General features: G+C 69.3%; 17 protein-coding genes. 9 read left to right on the top strand and 8 right to left on the bottom strand.

What is annotated here, in order from left to right:
• The first annotated feature begins 51 nt into the window (after nucleotides 1-51).
• The 3 genes from QTN24_RS07350 (at nucleotide 52) to QTN24_RS07340 (ending at nucleotide 2,947) form a co-directional block, all read left to right on the top strand.
• Complete coding sequence (locus QTN24_RS07350) at nucleotides 52-1,233, top strand: ABC transporter substrate-binding protein (protein WP_313836058.1); 1,182 nt, start codon at nucleotides 52-54, stop codon at nucleotides 1,231-1,233.
• 149 nt (nucleotides 1,234-1,382) lie between these two features.
• Entirely contained in the window at nucleotides 1,383-2,621 is a 1,239-nt protein-coding gene (locus tag QTN24_RS07345) for a PQQ-dependent sugar dehydrogenase (RefSeq protein ID WP_253700375.1), read from the top strand.
• Nucleotides 2,618-2,947, top strand: a complete 330-nt coding sequence (locus QTN24_RS07340) for a c-type cytochrome (protein WP_124686443.1) — start codon at nucleotides 2,618-2,620, stop codon at nucleotides 2,945-2,947. The genes QTN24_RS07345 and QTN24_RS07340 overlap by 4 nt, the downstream gene beginning before the upstream one ends.
• 12 nt (nucleotides 2,948-2,959) lie before the next feature.
• Here the strand turns inward: QTN24_RS07340 and QTN24_RS07335 are convergent, their stop codons facing one another.
• Genes QTN24_RS07335 through QTN24_RS07320 form a run of 4 tightly spaced genes read right to left on the bottom strand, consistent with a single transcriptional unit; the run spans nucleotide 2,960 to nucleotide 6,273 of the window.
• A complete protein-coding gene (locus tag QTN24_RS07335; protein WP_313836056.1) occupies nucleotides 2,960-3,667 on the bottom strand; it encodes an ABC transporter ATP-binding protein in 708 nt (235 codons plus the stop codon).
• A complete protein-coding gene (locus QTN24_RS07330; protein ID WP_313836054.1) occupies nucleotides 3,660-4,412 on the bottom strand; it encodes an ABC transporter ATP-binding protein in 753 nt (250 codons plus the stop codon). The genes QTN24_RS07335 and QTN24_RS07330 overlap by 8 nt, the downstream gene beginning before the upstream one ends.
• Nucleotides 4,409-5,410, bottom strand: coding sequence for a branched-chain amino acid ABC transporter permease (locus QTN24_RS07325; protein ID WP_124686440.1), 1,002 nt, complete (start codon nucleotides 5,408-5,410; stop codon nucleotides 4,409-4,411). The genes QTN24_RS07330 and QTN24_RS07325 overlap by 4 nt, the downstream gene beginning before the upstream one ends.
• Complete coding sequence (locus QTN24_RS07320; protein ID WP_409558990.1) at nucleotides 5,407-6,273, bottom strand: branched-chain amino acid ABC transporter permease; 867 nt, start codon at nucleotides 6,271-6,273, stop codon at nucleotides 5,407-5,409. The genes QTN24_RS07325 and QTN24_RS07320 overlap by 4 nt, the downstream gene beginning before the upstream one ends.
• A gap of 181 nt (nucleotides 6,274-6,454) precedes the next feature.
• Between QTN24_RS07320 and QTN24_RS07315 the strand changes: the two genes are divergently transcribed.
• The 4 genes from QTN24_RS07315 (at nucleotide 6,455) to fghA (ending at nucleotide 10,816) form a co-directional block, all read left to right on the top strand.
• The gene (locus QTN24_RS07315) at nucleotides 6,455-7,378 is read left to right on the top strand and encodes an aldo/keto reductase (RefSeq protein WP_313836050.1); all 924 of its coding nucleotides are present in this window, start codon (nucleotides 6,455-6,457) and stop codon (nucleotides 7,376-7,378) included.
• Nucleotides 7,379-7,388: 10 nt separating this feature from the next.
• Nucleotides 7,389-8,753: an NTP/NDP exchange transporter gene (locus QTN24_RS07310; RefSeq protein ID WP_313836048.1), complete on the top strand. Its 1,365-nt coding sequence runs from the start codon at nucleotides 7,389-7,391 to the stop codon at nucleotides 8,751-8,753.
• Nucleotides 8,754-8,850: 97 nt separating this feature from the next.
• Nucleotides 8,851-9,957, top strand: a complete 1,107-nt coding sequence (locus QTN24_RS07305; RefSeq protein ID WP_124686436.1) for an S-(hydroxymethyl)glutathione dehydrogenase/class III alcohol dehydrogenase — start codon at nucleotides 8,851-8,853, stop codon at nucleotides 9,955-9,957.
• Nucleotides 9,958-9,967: 10 nt separating this feature from the next.
• Nucleotides 9,968-10,816 (top strand): S-formylglutathione hydrolase, encoded by an 849-nt coding sequence (gene fghA, locus QTN24_RS07300; protein WP_313836044.1) that lies wholly within the window; start codon nucleotides 9,968-9,970, stop codon nucleotides 10,814-10,816.
• Between the two features lie 15 nt (nucleotides 10,817-10,831).
• Here fghA and QTN24_RS07295 read toward each other — a convergent pair whose 3' ends face one another.
• Together QTN24_RS07295 and QTN24_RS07290 are read right to left on the bottom strand one after the other, a co-directional pair.
• Nucleotides 10,832-11,500 carry a nucleotidyl transferase AbiEii/AbiGii toxin family protein gene (locus QTN24_RS07295; RefSeq protein WP_313836042.1) on the bottom strand — a complete coding sequence of 223 codons (669 nt, stop codon included), beginning with the start codon at nucleotides 11,498-11,500 and terminating at the stop codon, nucleotides 10,832-10,834.
• Nucleotides 11,497-12,000 carry a helix-turn-helix transcriptional regulator gene (locus QTN24_RS07290; RefSeq protein WP_313836040.1) on the bottom strand — a complete coding sequence of 168 codons (504 nt, stop codon included), beginning with the start codon at nucleotides 11,998-12,000 and terminating at the stop codon, nucleotides 11,497-11,499. Before QTN24_RS07290 ends, QTN24_RS07295 begins: the two co-directional genes overlap by 4 nt.
• Before the next feature lie 94 nt (nucleotides 12,001-12,094).
• Here QTN24_RS07290 and QTN24_RS07285 point away from each other — a divergent pair, with 94 nt between their 5' ends.
• Complete coding sequence (locus QTN24_RS07285; RefSeq protein ID WP_409558988.1) at nucleotides 12,095-13,609, top strand: amidase; 1,515 nt, start codon at nucleotides 12,095-12,097, stop codon at nucleotides 13,607-13,609.
• A 31-nt stretch (nucleotides 13,610-13,640) separates the two neighbouring features.
• Here QTN24_RS07285 and msuE read toward each other — a convergent pair whose 3' ends face one another.
• Nucleotides 13,641-14,204 carry an FMN reductase gene (gene msuE / locus QTN24_RS07280; RefSeq protein WP_313836036.1) on the bottom strand — a complete coding sequence of 188 codons (564 nt, stop codon included), beginning with the start codon at nucleotides 14,202-14,204 and terminating at the stop codon, nucleotides 13,641-13,643.
• A 153-nt stretch (nucleotides 14,205-14,357) separates the two neighbouring features.
• The gene (locus QTN24_RS07275; protein WP_313836034.1) at nucleotides 14,358-15,170 is read right to left on the bottom strand and encodes a MetQ/NlpA family ABC transporter substrate-binding protein; all 813 of its coding nucleotides are present in this window, start codon (nucleotides 15,168-15,170) and stop codon (nucleotides 14,358-14,360) included.
• Between the two features lie 146 nt (nucleotides 15,171-15,316).
• Between QTN24_RS07275 and QTN24_RS07270 the strand changes: the two genes are divergently transcribed.
• Nucleotides 15,317-16,000, top strand: coding sequence for a DUF3348 domain-containing protein (locus QTN24_RS07270; protein WP_313836032.1), 684 nt, complete (start codon nucleotides 15,317-15,319; stop codon nucleotides 15,998-16,000).
• Nucleotide 16,001 lies beyond the last annotated feature (1 nt).

The raw sequence follows: 16,001 nt of genomic DNA, 5'->3' as shown, positions 1-16,001 counted from the left end.
CTCCCTGATCGATGCAGCCGCCCGATGCTGCACTTTCACGGGAGACCTTCCATGACGTTCAGTCTGCTGCGGCGCGCCATGCTGGCGTGCGGCGCCCTTGCCGTCCTTGCGCATGTCCCGCTGTCCCACGCCGCCGACCCGGTCAAGATCGGCCTGATCGCGCCGTTCTCGGGCAGCTTTGCCGACTACGGCAAGCAGATGGAAGGCGGCATCAAGGCGTGGCAGAAGCTCCACGGCGACACGGTGGCGGGCCGCAAGCTCCAGATCATCGTCAAGGACACCACAGGCCCGGTGCCCGAGGTAGCCAAGCGGCTGGCGCAGGAACTGGTGGTGCGCGACAAGGTGGACATCCTGGCCGGCTTCGGCCTGACGCCCGAGGCGCTGGCCGTGGCGCCGATTGCCGAGCAGGCCAGGAAGCCGATGGTGATCTTCAACGCGGCCTCGTCGGTCATCACGACCAAGTCCAGCTACATCGCCCGCGTGTCGATGACGCTGCCGCAGATCTCGGCGCCGATGGCCACCTGGGCGGTGCGCAACAACATCCGCAAGGTGGTGACGCTGGTGGCCGACTACGCGCCCGGCATCGACGCCGAGACCGCGTTCAAGACCAATTTCCTGGGCGGTGGCGGCCAGATCGTGGAATCGATCCGGGTGCCGCTGCGCAACCCCGAGTTCGCGCCATTCATCCAGCGCATCAAGGACGCCCGTCCAGAAGCGGTGTTTCTGTTTCTGCCCGCCGGCGAGCAGGGCGTGGCATTCATGAAGGGCTTCCGCGAACGCGGGCTGGCCGACGCCGGCATCCGCGTGATTGCCACCGGCGACCTGACCGACGACCACGTGCTGCCGGCCATGGGCGACGCCACGCTGGGCGTGATCACGTCGTTCCACTATTCGGCCGCGCATGATTCGAAGGAGAACAAGGCGTTCCTGAAGGCGTTTGCCGAGGCCAACCCGGGCGCCGGGCGGCCCAACTTCATGGCCGTGGCCGCCTACGACGGCATGGCCGCCATTGCCGAGGCGCTGAAGAAGACCGGCGGCGCCACCGACGGCGACAAGTTCCTGGGCGCGCTCAAGGGCATGAAGCTGCAGAGCCCGCGCGGGGCCATCACGATCGACCCGGCCACGCGCGATGTGATCCAGACCGTCTATATCCGCAAGGTCGAAAAGGTCAACGGCGAGCTGTTCAACGTCGAGTTCGACAAGTTCGCGGACGTGAAGGATTCCGGCAAGTAGCCGCCCGGCCATCGAAATCTTTCATCGCGATCTCGGGATTGTGCATTTCCCTTGGCGCAAAAGCTGTCCTACCCTTGTCTGGCGGCGCCTGCCCTGGGCCGCCACACAAGAACTCCGGAGACATCACGATGAAGAGCTCAGCCATCGCCATGGCCGCGTCGTTGGTCGTGGCCGCTTCACCCCTCCTCGCAGCCCCTGCCGACAACCTGCAGAAGCTCCAGAACTTCAAGCAGACCGGGGCCGCGCCCGCCGAGAAGATCGCCCAGGACGGCAAAAAGGCCGACGCCCTGCGCGAGAACCTGAAGACCATCAAGCTGCCGCAAGGCTTCAAGATCGAACTGTTCGCCGTGGTGCCCGAGGCGCGCCACATGGCCGTCGAGCCATCCACCGGCGTGGTGTTCGTCGGCACCCGCAAGAACCGCGTCTGGCAGGTGACGGACCGCACCAAGCGCCGCGTGGCCGACGACGTGGTCCAGTTTGCCAGTGCCATCACGTTCAAGGTGCCCAACGGCGTGTGCTTCTCGCCCGACGGCATCCTCTACGTCGTCGAGCAAAACCGTGTGCTCGGCTTTCCGGCCGCGCAGTTCTTTGGCGAAGGCGGCCCGGACGTGGCCGCCGCCGTGGTGGTGCCGCAGGGCAAGCTGATCCCGGCCGAATTCGAGAGCTTCAACCACGGCGCGCGGGCGTGCCGCGTGGGCCCCGACGGCAAGATCTATATCGCGCTGGGCCAGCCCTGGAACGTCCCGCCGAAGGACAAGCTGGCCGCGCTGAACAAGAACGGCATCGCCGGCATCATCCGGGTGGGCCAGGACGGCAAGAACCGCGAGAACTACGCGCTGGGCGTGCGCAATTCCGTGGGGCTCGACTTCAATCCGGCCGACAAGACCCTGTGGTTCACCGACAACCAGGTGGACGGCATGGGCGACGACCAGCCGCCCGGCGAGCTGAACCGCGCCACCAAGGCCGGCCAGAACTTCGGCTTCCCGTGGTACGGCGGCGGCAAGGTCCGCACCGTCGAGTACAAGGACCAGGAGCCGCCCAAGGACGCGGTCTTCCCGGTGGTGGAATACGCCGCCCACGCGGCCGACCTGGGCATGTCGTTCTATACCGGCAAGATGTTCCCGGCCAAGTACCAGGGCGGCGTGTTCGCGGCCGAGCACGGGTCGTGGAACCGCACCAAGCCCATCGGCGCGCGCATCGTCTACACGGCCGTCAAGCCCGATGGCAGCGCCGGCGAGACCGAGGTCTTTGCCGAAGGCTGGCTGACGCCGAACGGCGAGTACATCGGCCGCCCCGTGGACGTGCAGCAGCTGCAGGACGGCTCGCTGCTGGTGTCGGACGACTACGCCGGCGCCATCTACCGCATCTCGTACTCGGGCGCGAAATGACCGGTCCGCTCGTCAGGCACCCCACCTTGCGCGCCGCCGCGCTCCTGCTGCTGGCGGCGGCGTTGTGCCCGCCCGCGCTGGCCGCCGACGCCAAGGCCGGCCGGGCCAAGGCCATGCAGTGCCAGGCGTGCCATGGCCTGGACGGCAAGTCCAAGCTGCCCGAGGCACCCCATCTGGCCGGCCAGGTCGAGGCCTACCTGGCCAAGGCGCTCAAGGACTACAAGACCGGCGCGCGCAAGGACGAGATGATGACGATGATGGCCAAGCCGCTGTCGGACGCCGACATCGCCAACCTTGCGGCCTTCTACAGCAGCCTGCCGCCCTAGCGCGCCACCGCCCTACCCCTGCCGCACCGTCACCAGCCGGTCCAGCAGCGCCCGGTCGGCCAGCAGGCTGGCGCTGTCGGACCGGTGCACCACGCGGCCGCGATCCAGCACCAGCGCCTGCCTGGTCATCGCCAGCGCCATCCGGGCATGCTGCTCCACGACGATCACGGCCATGCCGCCGTCGCCGATCAGCGTGGCAATCGTCCGCTGCAGCTCCTGGACGATGATCGGCGCCAGCCCCTCCAACGGCTCGTCCAGCAGCAGCAGCGCGGGGTTGGTCATCAGCGCCCGGGCGATGGCCAGCATCTGCTGCTCGCCGCCGGACAACTGGTTGCCAAGGTTGCGCCGACGCTCTTCCAGCCTGGGAAAGGCCCGGTAGACGCGCGGGATGTCCCACGGCCCCGGCCGGGCCACGGCGGCCAGATGCTCCTCGACCGTCAGCGACGGAAACACCCAGCGCTCCTGCGGCACCCAGCCGATGCCGGCCTGCGCGCGCCGGTGCGGCGGCGTGCGGCCCAGTTCGCGGCCCTGCCAGAACACCTTGCCGCCGCGCACGCGCGTGAACCCCATCAGCGTGGCCAGCAGCGTGCTCTTGCCCACGCCGTTGCGGCCCAGCAGCGCCAGGCTGTCGCCGGCGGCCAGCGAGAGGTCCACCTGTTCCAGCACCACGGCGTCGCCGTAGCCGGCGCGGATGCCCTCCACGCGCAGCAGTTCAGCCATGGGCGGCCTCCCCCAGGTAGACCTCGCGCACACGCGGATCGGCGGCAATCTCGGCCGGGGTGCCTTCGGTCAGCACGCGGCCGCCCACCAGCACCGTGATCCGCTCGGCAAAGCGAAAAACCAGGTCCATGTCGTGCTCGATGAACAGGATCGTGATGTCGCGCGGCAGCGCGGCGATCACCGCGAACAGTTCGGCGCTCTCGCCGGCCGGGATGCCGGCGGCGGGCTCGTCGAGCAGCAGGATCGACGGCCGCGTGGCCAGCGCCAGCGCCATCTCCAGCAGCCGCTGCTTGCCGTACGGGAGCTGGCGGGTCTCGGTATCGGCATCGCGGTCCAGGCGCAGCAGCGCCAGCAGCGCCATGGCCTCGTCGACCAGGGCGGCCTGCGACGCCACCGTGCGGGCCCAGATCCGCGCCGCGCCGGTGCGCTCGGCCACGGCCAGCACCACTGATTCGAGCACCGTCAGCCCGGGGAACAGCGTGTTGATCTGGAACGTGCGCGTCATGCCCAGCCCCACGCGCGCGTGCTGCGGCAGGCCCGTGATATCGCGGTCGCCCAGCCAGATGCGGCCGGCCGTGGGCGGCAAGGCGCCGGTCAGCAGGTTGATGAACGTGGTCTTGCCGGCCCCGTTCGGGCCGATCAGCGCATGGCGCGCGCCCGGCGCGAAATGCAGCGAGATATCGGTATTGGCGGCAAAGCCGCCCCAGGACTTGCACAGCCCCTCGGTGCGCAGCGCGGCGGTCATGCATCGGCCTCCTGTTCCAGCGCGGCCCGTGCACGGCGGCGCGACGTCCACGCGTCCACCGCCCCCATCACGCCGCCCCGCGCGAACAGCACGATCAGCACCAGCAGCAGCCCGATCCAGAATTGCCAGTACACCGGATTGATGCCGGCCAGCACGTCCTGCGCGATCATGAACAGCGCGGCGCCCACCAACGCGCCGTAGAGCCGGCCCGTGCCGCCCAGCACCAGCATCACCAGCAGTTCGGCCGAGCGCGGAAAGCCCAGCACGTCCATGCCGACGAACTGCGTGGTCTGCGCCAGCAGCCCGCCCGCCACGCCCGCGATGGCCGCCGACACCGTGAACACCGCGCGCAGCCGCTGCGGCACGTTGGCGCCCAGCGCCGGCATCCGCCGCGCGCCTTCGCGCACGCCGCGCAGCGACAGCCCGAACGGCGACGCCACGATGCGCCGCACCAGCACGAACAGCAGGAACAACACCACCAGGCTGTACACGTAGGCGGTCTTGCCGAACAGGTCGAATTCGAACAGCCCCAGCAGCGGCTGCATCGTCACGCCCGACAGCCCGTCCACGCCGCCGGTCACGAACGCCGCCTTGTTGGCGGCCTCGAACAGCATCAGGCCGATGCCGAGTGTCACCATCAGGCGCGTAAGGTCGCCGCCGCGCACCACCAGGAAGCTGCACAGCCAGCCCGCGAACGCCGCCACGCCAGCGGCGGCCAGCAGCCCGGACACCGGCTCGCCCCAGCCATGCGCGCCGAGCAGGCCGGCCGTGTAGGCGCCCAGCCCGAAGAACGCCGCATGGCCCAGCGAGACGATGCCCGCGTAGCCGAGGATCAGATCCAGCGACAGCGCGAACAGGCCGACAATCAGGATCTGGCTGCCCAGGATCAGGTAGCCCGGCAGCGCGAAGAACGCGGCCACCGGCACCAGCCAGAACACGATCTCGGCCGCATGCCAGCGGGCGTCGGGCAGGCGATGGGAAGACGTCACGCGCGTCATGCCGGGCGCCTCCCGTACAGGCCGGCCGGAAACGCCACCAGCAGCAGCACCATCATCGCGTAGATCACGAACGCGCCCACGGCGGGCACGTAGTATTTGCCAGCCACGTCGGCCACGCCCAGCACCATCGCCGCCACCAGCGATCCGCGGATGCTGCCCGCACCGCCCACGGCCACCACCAGCAGGAAGTACACCATGTACTTGAGCGGGAACGTGGGGTCCAGCCCCAGCACGTCGATGCCAAGCCCGCCGCCCAGCCCGGCCAGCCCGGACCCCAGCGCGAAGGTCAGGCTGAACACGCGGTCCACGTCGATGCCCAGCCCGCTGGCGGCCTGCTGGTTGTCCACGGCCGCCCGCACCTGCGCGCCAAAGCGCGTGCGGGCCACCAGCCAGCCCAGCGCCAGCGTGATGACCACGACCACGGCCAGCAGGAACAGCCGGTAGGCGCCCAGGTCGAGCCCGGCCACCCGCACCTGGCCGATCAGGAACGCCGGCAGCGTCACGGGCTGCTGGCCGGGGCCGAACAGCCACGTCGCGCCGGCCATCGCCATGAACGTCAGGCCGATGGAAAACAGCACCTGGTCGAGATGGCTGGCGCGGTAGAGCCGGCGGTAGAGCGTGCGCTCCAGCAGCCAGCCGGCCAGCGCGGCGGCCACGAACGCCACCGGCAGCGCGGCCAGGAACGGCACGCCCGCGCGGTTCATCGCCACCACGGACACGTAGCCGCCCAGCATGGCAAACGCGCCGTGGGCAAGGTTGACGAAGTTCATCAGGCCCATCGTCACCGACAGGCCGATGCTGATCAGGAACAGCAGGCTGCCGTATGTCACGCCGTCGAACAGCACGCCGGGCAAGCTCGATATCACGATCGGTTCCTCTCCATGGGTGGGTGGCCGCCGCCGATTGTTCAGTGGGCGCCGCTTTTTTGCAATCGGGCCGGACCCGCGCGGCGGCCCCACGCGGCGCTGCGGCCCCGTACGGTCCGGTTTACATCGCCCCGCGCTCGCGCTAAGGTCCTCTGGACCCGACCGCCGAAGGATTGCCATGCCGATCGACCGCCGCACCTTTCTGGGGATCACCGCCACGCTTGCCGCGTGCCCGGCCGGCCAGGCCCTGGCCGCCAGCGCCCACGCCGCCACCGTGGACGCGCCAATGCGCCGCAAGATCCCGGGCACCACCGAGCAGTTGCCGGTGATCGGCATGGGCACGGCGGACACGTTCAACGTGGGCAAGGGTAGCGACGACCGCGCGCCATTGACGGAGGTCATGACCATGCTGCTGCAGCGCATTCCGCGCGCCGTGGTGGATACCGCGCCCAGCTACGGCAACGCCGAGACCGTGACCGGCGACCTGCTCCAGGCCGCCAACGCGCGCGGCAAGGTGTTCCTGGCGACCAAGGTGTCGTCGAGCGCGTCCGGCACCGTGGCCCAGTTCACGGAATCGCGCGTGGACCTGCGCTCGGACAGCGTGGATTTGCTGCAGGTGCACAACCTGATCGACTGGCGCGACAACCTGCGCATCCTGCGGCAGCTCAAGGAACAGGGCAAGACGCGCTATATCGGCATCACCCACTACCGCGACGACGCCCACGACCAGCTCGCGCAGATCCTGCGCAGCGAGAAGATCGACTTCCTGCAGGTCAACTACTCGCTGGCCGAGCGCAACGCCGAGAAGACGCTGCTGCCGCTGTGCGAGGAACGCGGCGTGGCCGTGCTGGTCAACCGCCCGTTCCAGGACGGCCGGCTGTTCGCGGCCGTGCGCGGCAAGCCCGTGCCCGACTGGGCCGGCGAGATCGACTGCAACTCGTGGGGCCAGCTCTTCCTGAAGTTCATCGTCAGCCATCCCGCCGTCACGGCCGCCATCCCGGCCACGTCGAAGCCGAAGAACATGGCCGACAACCTGGGCGCCGCGTTCGGCCGCATGCCGGACACGCGCGAGCGCGCGCGCATTGCCGCCGCCCTGGCGTAGCGGGCCGCCGATGGACGCCCACGACCCGCTGCCCGACGCCCCGCGCACCGGCCGCCTGCTGGGCGTGCGCGCGGGCGAGATGCCGGCCGTGGCGGGCGCCTTCCTGTTCTTCTTCTGCCTGTTCGCCAGCTATTTCATGCTGCGCCCCGTGCGCGAGACGATGGGCATCGCCGGCGGCGTGAAGAACCTGCAGTGGCTGTTCACGGCCACCTTCGTGGTCATGCTGGTGGCCATCCCGTTCTACGGCGCCTGCTGCAAATGGCTGCCACGGCGGCGCTTCGTGCCGTGGGTCTACGCGTTCTTCATCGCCAACCTGCTGGCGTTCGCCCTTGCCACGCGCGCCATGCCGGACAGCGTGTGGCTGGCGCGCGTGTTCTACGTCTGGCTGTCGGTGTTCAACCTGTTCGTGGTCTCGGTGGCGTGGAGCCTGATGGCCGACGTGTTCCGGCCCGAGCAGGCGCGGCGGCTGTTCGCGCTGATCGCGGCCGGCGCCAGCGCGGGCGGGCTGGCGGGGCCGGTACTGGGCGGATGGCTGGTCGCCAGCATCGGGCTGACCGGGCTGATGCTGCTGTCGGCGGCGCTGCTGGCCGCCACGCTGCCCGGCGCGGGTTTCCTGTTCCGCTGGCGCAGGCGGCACGGCGCCGGCGCCCCCGGTGCGCATGGCGCCAGCAACGCCGCGCCGGGACCCGACCCTTCCCAGCCCGTGGGCGGCGGGCTCTGGGCGGGGCTGGTGCTGGTGGCACGGTCGCGCTATCTACTCGGCATCGGCCTGTTCGTGATCCTGCTGGCCACGGCCAGCACGTTCCTGTATTTCGAGCAGGCGCGGCTGGTGGCCGAGGCGTTCCCGTCGCGCCAGCAGCAGACGCAGGTGTTCAGCGCGCTGGACGCCACTGTGCAGGCGCTGACCATCCTCGTGCAGGTGTTCTTCTCGGGCCGCGTGGCGCGGCGCCACGGCGTGGCGGCGCTGCTGACGCTGGTGCCGCTGGCCGTGGCCGGGGGCTTCGTGCTGCTGGCGATCTGGCCGACGTTCGGCGTGCTGGCCGGCGTGATGATCCTGCGCCGCGTGGGCGAATACGCGATGCTGCGGCCGGGCCGCGAGATGCTGTTCACCGTGGTCGACCCCGAGACCAAGTACAAGGCCAAGAACGTGATCGACACCGCCGTCTACCGCGCCGGCGATGCGGTCAGCGCGTGGGTCAAGACGGCCATCGACGCGCTCTCCGGCCACCCGGCCACCGTGGCGCTGGCCGGCGCGCTGCTGGCGCTGGGCTGGGCCGCGCTGGGCTGGTGGCTCGGGCGCCGGCACGCGGGCCAGCTTTCCGCTGCCGCGCCAGCCCCGGCGGGACTCGCCCGCCAGTCGACGGGCAGCCGATAATCGCTCACCTGTCTGGCCGCAGCGTGCCGATGGCCGTATAGTCTTGGCCTGTCGGCGCGCCGCTGGCCGCCCCATCCATCTGCACAGGAGTTGCCCCATGAAGACCAAAGCCGCCATCGCCTGGAAAGCCGGCGCCCCGCTGACCATCGAGGAAGTGGATCTCGACGGCCCGCGCGCCGGCGAGGTACTCGTCGAGATCAAGGCCACGGGCATCTGCCATACCGACTACTACACGCTGTCCGGCGCCGATCCGGAAGGCATCTTCCCGGCCATCCTGGGCCACGAGGGCGCGGGCATCGTCACCGATGTGGGCCCGGGCGTGACGTCGCTGAAGCCGGGCGACCACGTGATTCCGCTCTACACGCCCGAATGCCGCCAGTGCAAGTTCTGCCTGTCGCGCAAGACCAACCTGTGCCAGGCCATCCGCGCCACGCAGGGCAAGGGCCTGATGCCGGACGGCACGTCGCGCTTCTCGATCGACGGCAAGCCGGTCTTCCACTACATGGGCACGTCCACGTTCGCCAACCACATCGTGGTGCCGGAGATCGCGCTGGCCAAGATCCGCCCGGACGCTCCGTTCGACAAGGTCTGCTACATCGGCTGCGGCGTGACCACGGGCGTGGGCGCGGTGCTGTTCACGGCCAAGGTGGAGGCCGGCGCCAACGTGGTGGTGTTCGGGCTGGGCGGCATCGGCCTGAACGTGATCCAGGCCGCGAAGATGGTGGGCGCCGACAAGATCATCGGCGTGGACATCAACCCGGGCCGCGAGGCCATGGCGCGCAAGTTCGGCATGACGCATTTCGTGAACCCGAAGGACGTGGGCAACGTGGTGGACCACATCGTGCAGCTTACCGATGGCGGCGCCGACTACTCGTTCGAATGCATCGGCAACACGCAGGTCATGCGCCAGGCGCTGGAGTGCTGCCACAAGGGCTGGGGCAAGTCGATCATCATCGGCGTGGCCGAGGCCGGCGCGGAGATCTCCACGCGCCCGTTCCAGCTTGTCACGGGCCGCGAGTGGAAGGGCTCCGCGTTCGGCGGCGCGCGCGGCCGCACCGACGTGCCGAAGATCGTCGACTGGTACATGGAAGGCAAGCTCAACATCGACGACCTGATTACCCACACGCTGCCGCTGGACCGCATCAACGAGGGCTTCGACCTGATGAAGCGCGGCGAGTCCATCCGCTCCGTGGTGCTGTACTGAGGACGGGCCCATGGAACTGCTGAGCGAACATGGCTGCCACGGAGGCGTGCAGCGCTTCTACCAGCACCAGTCGGCGGCCATCGGGCTGCCGATGCGGTTCTCGGTCTACCTGCCGCCGCAGGCGCTGGCCGCCGATGCCGGCCGCCTGCCGGCGCTGTTCTACCTGGCGGGGCTGACCTGCACCGAGGAAACGTTCGCGATCAAGGCCGGCGCCCAGCGCCACGCCGCCGAGCACGGCCTGATCCTGGTGGCACCGGACACCAGCCCGCGCGGCGCCCACGTGCCGGGCGAGGCCGACGCGTGGGACTTCGGCGTCGGGGCCGGCTTCTACGTCGATGCGGTGGAAGCACCGTGGCGCATGCACTGGCGCATGGAAAGCTACGTGGCCGACGAGCTGTTCCACCTGGTCACCAGCGACCTGCCGGCCGACCCTGCCCGCGTGGGCATCTTCGGCCATTCAATGGGCGGCCACGGGGCGCTGACGCTGGCGCAGCGCTACCCGCAACGCTTCCGCTCGGTCTCGGCCTTCGCGCCAATCGCGGCGCCGTCGCAATGCCCGTGGGGCGTCAAGGCATTCACCGGCTACCTGGGCGAAGACCGCACCCGCTGGGCCCAGCACGACGCCACCGCACTGATGGCCGCCCAGCCCTCGGCCCCGTTCCCGTCCGGCATCCTCATCGACCAGGGCCTGGCCGACAAATTCCTGGCCGAGCAACTCTACCCCGAAGCCTTCGAGGCCGCCTGCGCCAGCGTGGGCCAACCCCTGACCCTGCGCCGCCACGCGGGCTACGACCACGGGTACTACTTCATCAGCACGTTCATCGCCGACCATGTGCGGCATCATGTTGAGCGGCTTTGAGAAAGCCGCCGGGATTCAAGGCTTTGCAAGCTGGCCCAGGAATGCCTCGGCCATCTGCAGGCAGTCATCGTAGTCCCGCCAGAACTCCCGGCGGCGGATCTGGCTGAACTGTTCGCGCATCAGGTCGGGACGGGCCTTCAGGCGGGCAAGGAACGTTTCCGCATGGCGCAGCAGGAACGGTGCGGCTGCGCGCAGCGCGTCGGGCTCGGCGTCAATCACGGCCGCGAGGTCGAACAGGTCGCGGGCCTGCCCGCTGTAGCCACGGTGATAGAGCTTCTTGGCGACGATCTCCGCCGCGGTTTCCACCCGCACCTGCCGCCCCATGATTTCCCAAAGCTCGAATGGCTCGTCGGTGAGGTTGACGGCGGCGACGACATCGATCTCGCCGGCATCCAGCACCAGCCGGACATAGTTGGCCTGCTCGACGTAGTCGCCGGTAATGGCCTCGGCCACGGCACTGAGCCGAGGCGTCATGAAGCCGAGGTACTGCGGATCGGGGACGAACAGGTCAATGTCGAACGAAAGCCGATGGTCGTAGCGGAGCATCAGCACCGTGCCCCCGCCGAACGTCCAGAACGGCTCGACGCCGCCGTGGACCTTCACCTCGTTCATGAGCGCAAAGGCATGCGGGAACAGCCCCTCCCAGACCTCGCCGGTCAGCGCCTGGACGCGCGTCACAGTCATGTCCACAGCCCGTCGCGGGTAGCAGTGGTGGCCCGCGCCAGACTACGTACGTTCTTCCAGATCTCCGCCGGTTTCCGACCATGCTTGCGGGCGACTTCGGCCACCGCCCGGACCAGCAGTTGCAGCGGCGCTTCATCCAGCACCTGTGCAATGTGGGCGATATACCCGTCCGGCACGACGCCCGTGGCCAGGGCCTGGTCCAGTTGCGCGGGGGTGAAGTTGCCGGCATAGCTGACATTGGCGCCGCGGGCCGCCATCCATAGCGCGCGGTCGGGGCGTGCGGCCGACTTGGCAACGGGGGCCGGTTCGGATATCGAGATAGACAGGCCGAGGATGTCGAGCAACCTGCAGAGGTTATCCAGTGTCACGTTGACCGTGCCGCGTTCGATCCCGTTGAGCGATTGGCGGGACAGCCCTGCCATCGCGGCAAGCTGCTGCTGCGTCAGGCCGAGTGCCTTGCGCTGGCGTTGGAGCGGAAGCATCAATTGTCTGGTGTCCATGAGCGGGGGCGGCTTGCTGGATTTGTGTCAAGTATAGTTGACGTTTACGGAGTCGACCAGGCTTGCAGCCGCACCGCTCGTCGGCACGGAGCGTATGATTTCCGCTCCGCCCACCCCCCTTCCCACCATGACCGCCCCCGCCGCCACCCCCTCCCCCATCGTCATGCTGTCCGCCCGGCAGCTTTCCCAGTCCATTCACGCGCGGCAGGTGTCGTGCGAGGAGGTGATGCGGGCCTATCTGGCGCATATTGCGGCCGTGAATCCGGGGGCGAATGCCATTGTCGCGTTGCAGGACGAGGCGGGACTGCTGGCCGAGGCCCGCGCGGCCGATGCGGCGCTGGCGCGCGGGGAATCGGCGGGATGGATGCACGGCATGCCGCAGGCGCCGAAGGATCTGGCGATGACGCGCGGCATCCGTACGACCTATGGGTCGCCGATCTTCCGCGACAACGTGCCGGCCACCGATTCCGTCGTGGTGGAGCGCGTGCGGCAGGCCGGCGCGATCCTGATCGGCAAGACCAACACGCCCGAGTTCGGGCTGGGGTCGCACACGTTCAACCCGGTCTATGGGCCGACGCGCAACCCCTACGATCCGACGCGCTCGGCCGGCGGCAGCAGTGGTGGCGCGGCGGCAGCGCTGGCGTTGCGGATGCTGCCGGTGGCCGACGGCAGCGACTTTGGCGGGTCGCTGCGCAATCCGGCCGGGTTCTGCAACGTATTCGGCTTCCGGCCGTCGATGGGTCGCGTGCCGTACGGCCCGACGCCCGAACTGTTCCTGCCGCAACTGGGCTGCGAGGGCCCGATGGCGCGCACGGTGGAGGACCTGGCGCTGCTGCTAGGCACCCAGTCCGGCCCCGACGACCGCACGCCGCAGGCCCTGCCGGCGGACCCGGTACTGGCGACGCTGTCGCCAGCCAACGTGCGCGCGGCGCTCGATGTCGACCTGACCGGCAAGCGGGTGGCGTGGCTGGGCGACTGGGCCGGCTACCTACCGATGGAAGACGGCATCCTGCAGCTCTGCGAACAGGCGCTGCGGTTCTTCCCCGATTTCGGCGTGCAGGTGGATGCCATCGCGCCGCCCTACCCGCCCGAGAAGATCTGGCAGACCTGGCTGGTGCATCGCCACTTCCTGACCGGCAACGCGCGCATGGCGCTCTACACGAACCCGGCCACGCGCGCGCAGCTCAAGCCGGAAGCGATCTGGGAGATCGAGGGCTCGCTGGGACAGACGGCCAGTGAGCTGTATGCGGCGAGCGTGCAGCGCAGTGCCTGGCACCAGGCGCTGCAGCGCATGTTCCAGCAGTTCGACTACATCGCCGTGCCAACCGCGCAGGTCTTTCCGTTCGACGTCACGCAGCACTGGCCCAGATCGATCGCCGGACGGCCGATGGATACCTACCACCGCTGGATGGAGGTGGTCGTGGCATGGACGCTGTCGGGCTGCCCCGTGATCAGCGTGCCGGTCGGCTTCAACGCCGACGGCCTGCCGATGGGCATGCAACTGATCGGCCGTCCCCGCGACGACCTGAGCGTGCTGCGGCTGGCGGCGGCTTATGAAAAGGTGCGGGATTGGGTGGGCAGCCGGCCGCCGGCGGCGGTGGCGGGGTAAGAATCCGCCGTGCGGGGTCGAAGAGCGCAGGTCAAGCCACCCGCCGCAACGGCCTGGCCGCGCCCGGAAACAACGGCGCGGCGCGTTCCGCTGCCAGCTTGATCCGTTCGGCCAGCGCGCCGTTGCCGATCTCGTGGCCGTCGAAGTCGCCGGTCGATGCGTAGACGCCGATCGGCAGCGTCAGCGCCTGCAGGAAGCTGAACAGCGGGCGCAACTGATGTTCCAGCACCAGCGCGTGGCGGTCGCTGCCGCCGGTGGCGGCCAGCAGCACCGGCTTGCTGGCCAGCGCATCCATGCCGACCAGGTCGAACAAATGCTTGAAGTGGCCAGGGAACGAGCCGCGATAGACCGGCGCGGCCGCGATCAGTAGGTCGGCCGATTCGATGGCCACCAGTTGGGCCTCGATGTCGGCGGGCAGCTCCTGGCGCGTCAGCGCGCCACCGAGCGGGCGGGCAATCTCGCTGAGGTCCACAACCTGGGTATCGAGCACAAGCCGCTGCGACAGCTCGGCCAGCAGCGCCTGCACCAGCACCAGCGTGCGCGAGGGTCGATGGGCGCTGCCGTTGACGGCGACGACTTTCAGGGGCGTGGACACGGGCGATTCTCCGATGCGCAAGGGGCGATCGGCATACCTTAGCGCCGCCGTCCGCCGGCGGGAACGAACCAATTCAACTATCCATAGATGCAAAAACGGCAGCGCCGGCCGAAGCCGGGGCTGCCGCGTCGCGGGGCGGGCGTGAAACGTCGCTCAGAACGACGGCACCATCGCGCCCTTGAACTGCGTCTTCATGAACTGGCGTACTTCCTCGGACTGGTAGGCGGCCACGAGCTTCTTGACCCACGGCTTGTCCTTGTCCTGCGTGCGCACGACGATGACGTTGGCGTACGGGCTGCGGATGTCTTCCAGCGCGATGGCGTTCGTCGTCGGCTGCAGGCCGGCGGCCAGCGCGTAGTTCGTGTTGATCACGGCGGCGGCCACGTCCGGCAGCGCGCGGGCCAGCTGGGCAGCGTCGAGTTCGACGATCTTGATCTTCTTGGGGTTCTCGGCGATGTCGAGCGGCGTGGCGTTCACGCCATTCGTGCCGACGCCGGGCTTGAGCTTGATGACGCCCTGGGCGGCCAGCAGCAGCAGCGCGCGGTTTTCGTTCGACGGATCGTTCGGCACGGCAACCTTGGCGCCCGGCTGCAGGTCCTTGGGCGACTTCAGGCTCTTCGAGTAGACGCCCAGCGGCGAGATGTACGTGTAGCCGACGCTGACCATCTTGTAGCCGCGCTGCTTGATCTGGCTGTCGAGGTACGGCTGGTGCTGGAAGCTGTTGGCGTCCAGGTCGCCGGCGTCCAGCGCGGCGTTCGGCTGCACGTAATCGTTGAATTCGACGATCTTGACGTTCAGGCCGTTTTTCTTGGCCACCTTCTGCACCACCTGCCAGACTTCGGCGTCGGGGCCGCTGACGGTGCCAAGGCGCACCGTCTGTTCCTGGGCCGCCGCGTTGCCGGCAGCCATCACACCCAGCGCCACGGTAGCGGCGGCCAGGGTCTTCGTGATCGAGAGCATCTTCATAGGTCTTGTTTTTTCCTGGGAATCGAGGAGCGGCGCACCGGGTAGGTGCGGCCGAGGCGCAAGCTTACCGCAATGTTCCGGGTGCCGAGGGGGCGCCAGAGGGCCCGCAACCGTGTAAACTCCCCGCTTTTTCCGATTCTGGCGACATGACGCAAGTGCCACAGCGCACGGGCCTCAGCGGCCCGAAACTGGTGCGCCTGCTGGCGCGCCTGACCGACGCCGGGACCCCCGGCGCCGCGCCGTCGCTGTCCGCGGAGATCAGCCGCTGGCTGGGCTGGACCGATGCCATCGCGCTGTCCGCCGCGCTGAACGGCAGCCCGCCCGAAGTGGCGTCCGGAGCGCCCGCCGCGCGCGGCCTGGCGGGCGAGGCGGCCGGCCGGCACGTACGCGCGACGCTGACCGCCGCCATCACGGGGCAAGGCGCCGCGTCGGACAGCCGCCGCAGGATGCCGGCGCGCCTGGCGGCGCCTGACGCGGCCGAATCCGACTTTGCCGACCATCGCCAGCGCTACGTGGCGCTGCAGCAGCAGATGGAGCGCGAGATCGGCGGGCTGCGGGCGCGGCTGCGCACGTCGCTGGCCGCGCGTACGCCGCAGGCGGGCCGGCTGGCGCTGCTCGACACCGTCATGGAACAGGTGCTGGGCGCGCGCGAGCAAGCCGTGCTTGCCGCCGTGCCGGGGCTGCTGGAACCGCATTTCACAAGGCTGCGCGCCGCGGAGGGCGCGTGGCTCAACGTATTTCGTACGGACATGCAGAGCGTGCTGCTGGCCGAGCTGGAAATTCGGTTCCAGCCGGTGGAAGCGCTGCTCGCGGCCCTGCGCGATACCTGAC

Source organism: Cupriavidus sp. SZY C1, from assembly GCF_032190535.1.
Classification (GTDB): Bacteria; Pseudomonadota; Gammaproteobacteria; order Burkholderiales; family Burkholderiaceae; genus Cupriavidus; species Cupriavidus pauculus_C.
The sequence above is the reverse complement of the archived record's forward strand: the minus strand, read 5'-3'. Positions and strand labels throughout refer to the sequence as shown.

Excerpts from the sequence above, each read along its gene's own strand:
- fghA (WP_313836044.1), top strand. The coding sequence starts at position 9,968 with ATGGAACTGCTGAGCGAACATGGCTGCCACGGAGGCGTGCAGCGCTTC.
- QTN24_RS07295 (WP_313836042.1), bottom strand. The coding sequence starts at position 11,500 with ATGACTGTGACGCGCGTCCAGGCGCTGACCGGCGAGGTCTGGGAGGGG.
- QTN24_RS07335 (WP_313836056.1), bottom strand. The coding sequence starts at position 3,667 with ATGGCTGAACTGCTGCGCGTGGAGGGCATCCGCGCCGGCTACGGCGAC.
- QTN24_RS07330 (WP_313836054.1), bottom strand. The coding sequence starts at position 4,412 with ATGACCGCCGCGCTGCGCACCGAGGGGCTGTGCAAGTCCTGGGGCGGC.
- QTN24_RS07275 (WP_313836034.1), bottom strand. The coding sequence starts at position 15,170 with ATGAAGATGCTCTCGATCACGAAGACCCTGGCCGCCGCTACCGTGGCG.
- QTN24_RS07310 (WP_313836048.1), top strand. The coding sequence starts at position 7,389 with ATGGACGCCCACGACCCGCTGCCCGACGCCCCGCGCACCGGCCGCCTG.
- QTN24_RS07290 (WP_313836040.1), bottom strand. The coding sequence starts at position 12,000 with ATGGACACCAGACAATTGATGCTTCCGCTCCAACGCCAGCGCAAGGCA.
- QTN24_RS07350 (WP_313836058.1), top strand. The coding sequence starts at position 52 with ATGACGTTCAGTCTGCTGCGGCGCGCCATGCTGGCGTGCGGCGCCCTT.
- QTN24_RS07305 (WP_124686436.1), top strand. The coding sequence starts at position 8,851 with ATGAAGACCAAAGCCGCCATCGCCTGGAAAGCCGGCGCCCCGCTGACC.
- QTN24_RS07340 (WP_124686443.1), top strand. The coding sequence starts at position 2,618 with ATGACCGGTCCGCTCGTCAGGCACCCCACCTTGCGCGCCGCCGCGCTC.
- QTN24_RS07315 (WP_313836050.1), top strand. The coding sequence starts at position 6,455 with ATGCCGATCGACCGCCGCACCTTTCTGGGGATCACCGCCACGCTTGCC.
- QTN24_RS07270 (WP_313836032.1), top strand. The coding sequence starts at position 15,317 with ATGACGCAAGTGCCACAGCGCACGGGCCTCAGCGGCCCGAAACTGGTG.
- QTN24_RS07345 (WP_253700375.1), top strand. The coding sequence starts at position 1,383 with ATGGCCGCGTCGTTGGTCGTGGCCGCTTCACCCCTCCTCGCAGCCCCT.
- QTN24_RS07325 (WP_124686440.1), bottom strand. The coding sequence starts at position 5,410 with ATGACGCGCGTGACGTCTTCCCATCGCCTGCCCGACGCCCGCTGGCAT.
- QTN24_RS07285 (WP_409558988.1), top strand. The coding sequence starts at position 12,095 with ATGATTTCCGCTCCGCCCACCCCCCTTCCCACCATGACCGCCCCCGCC.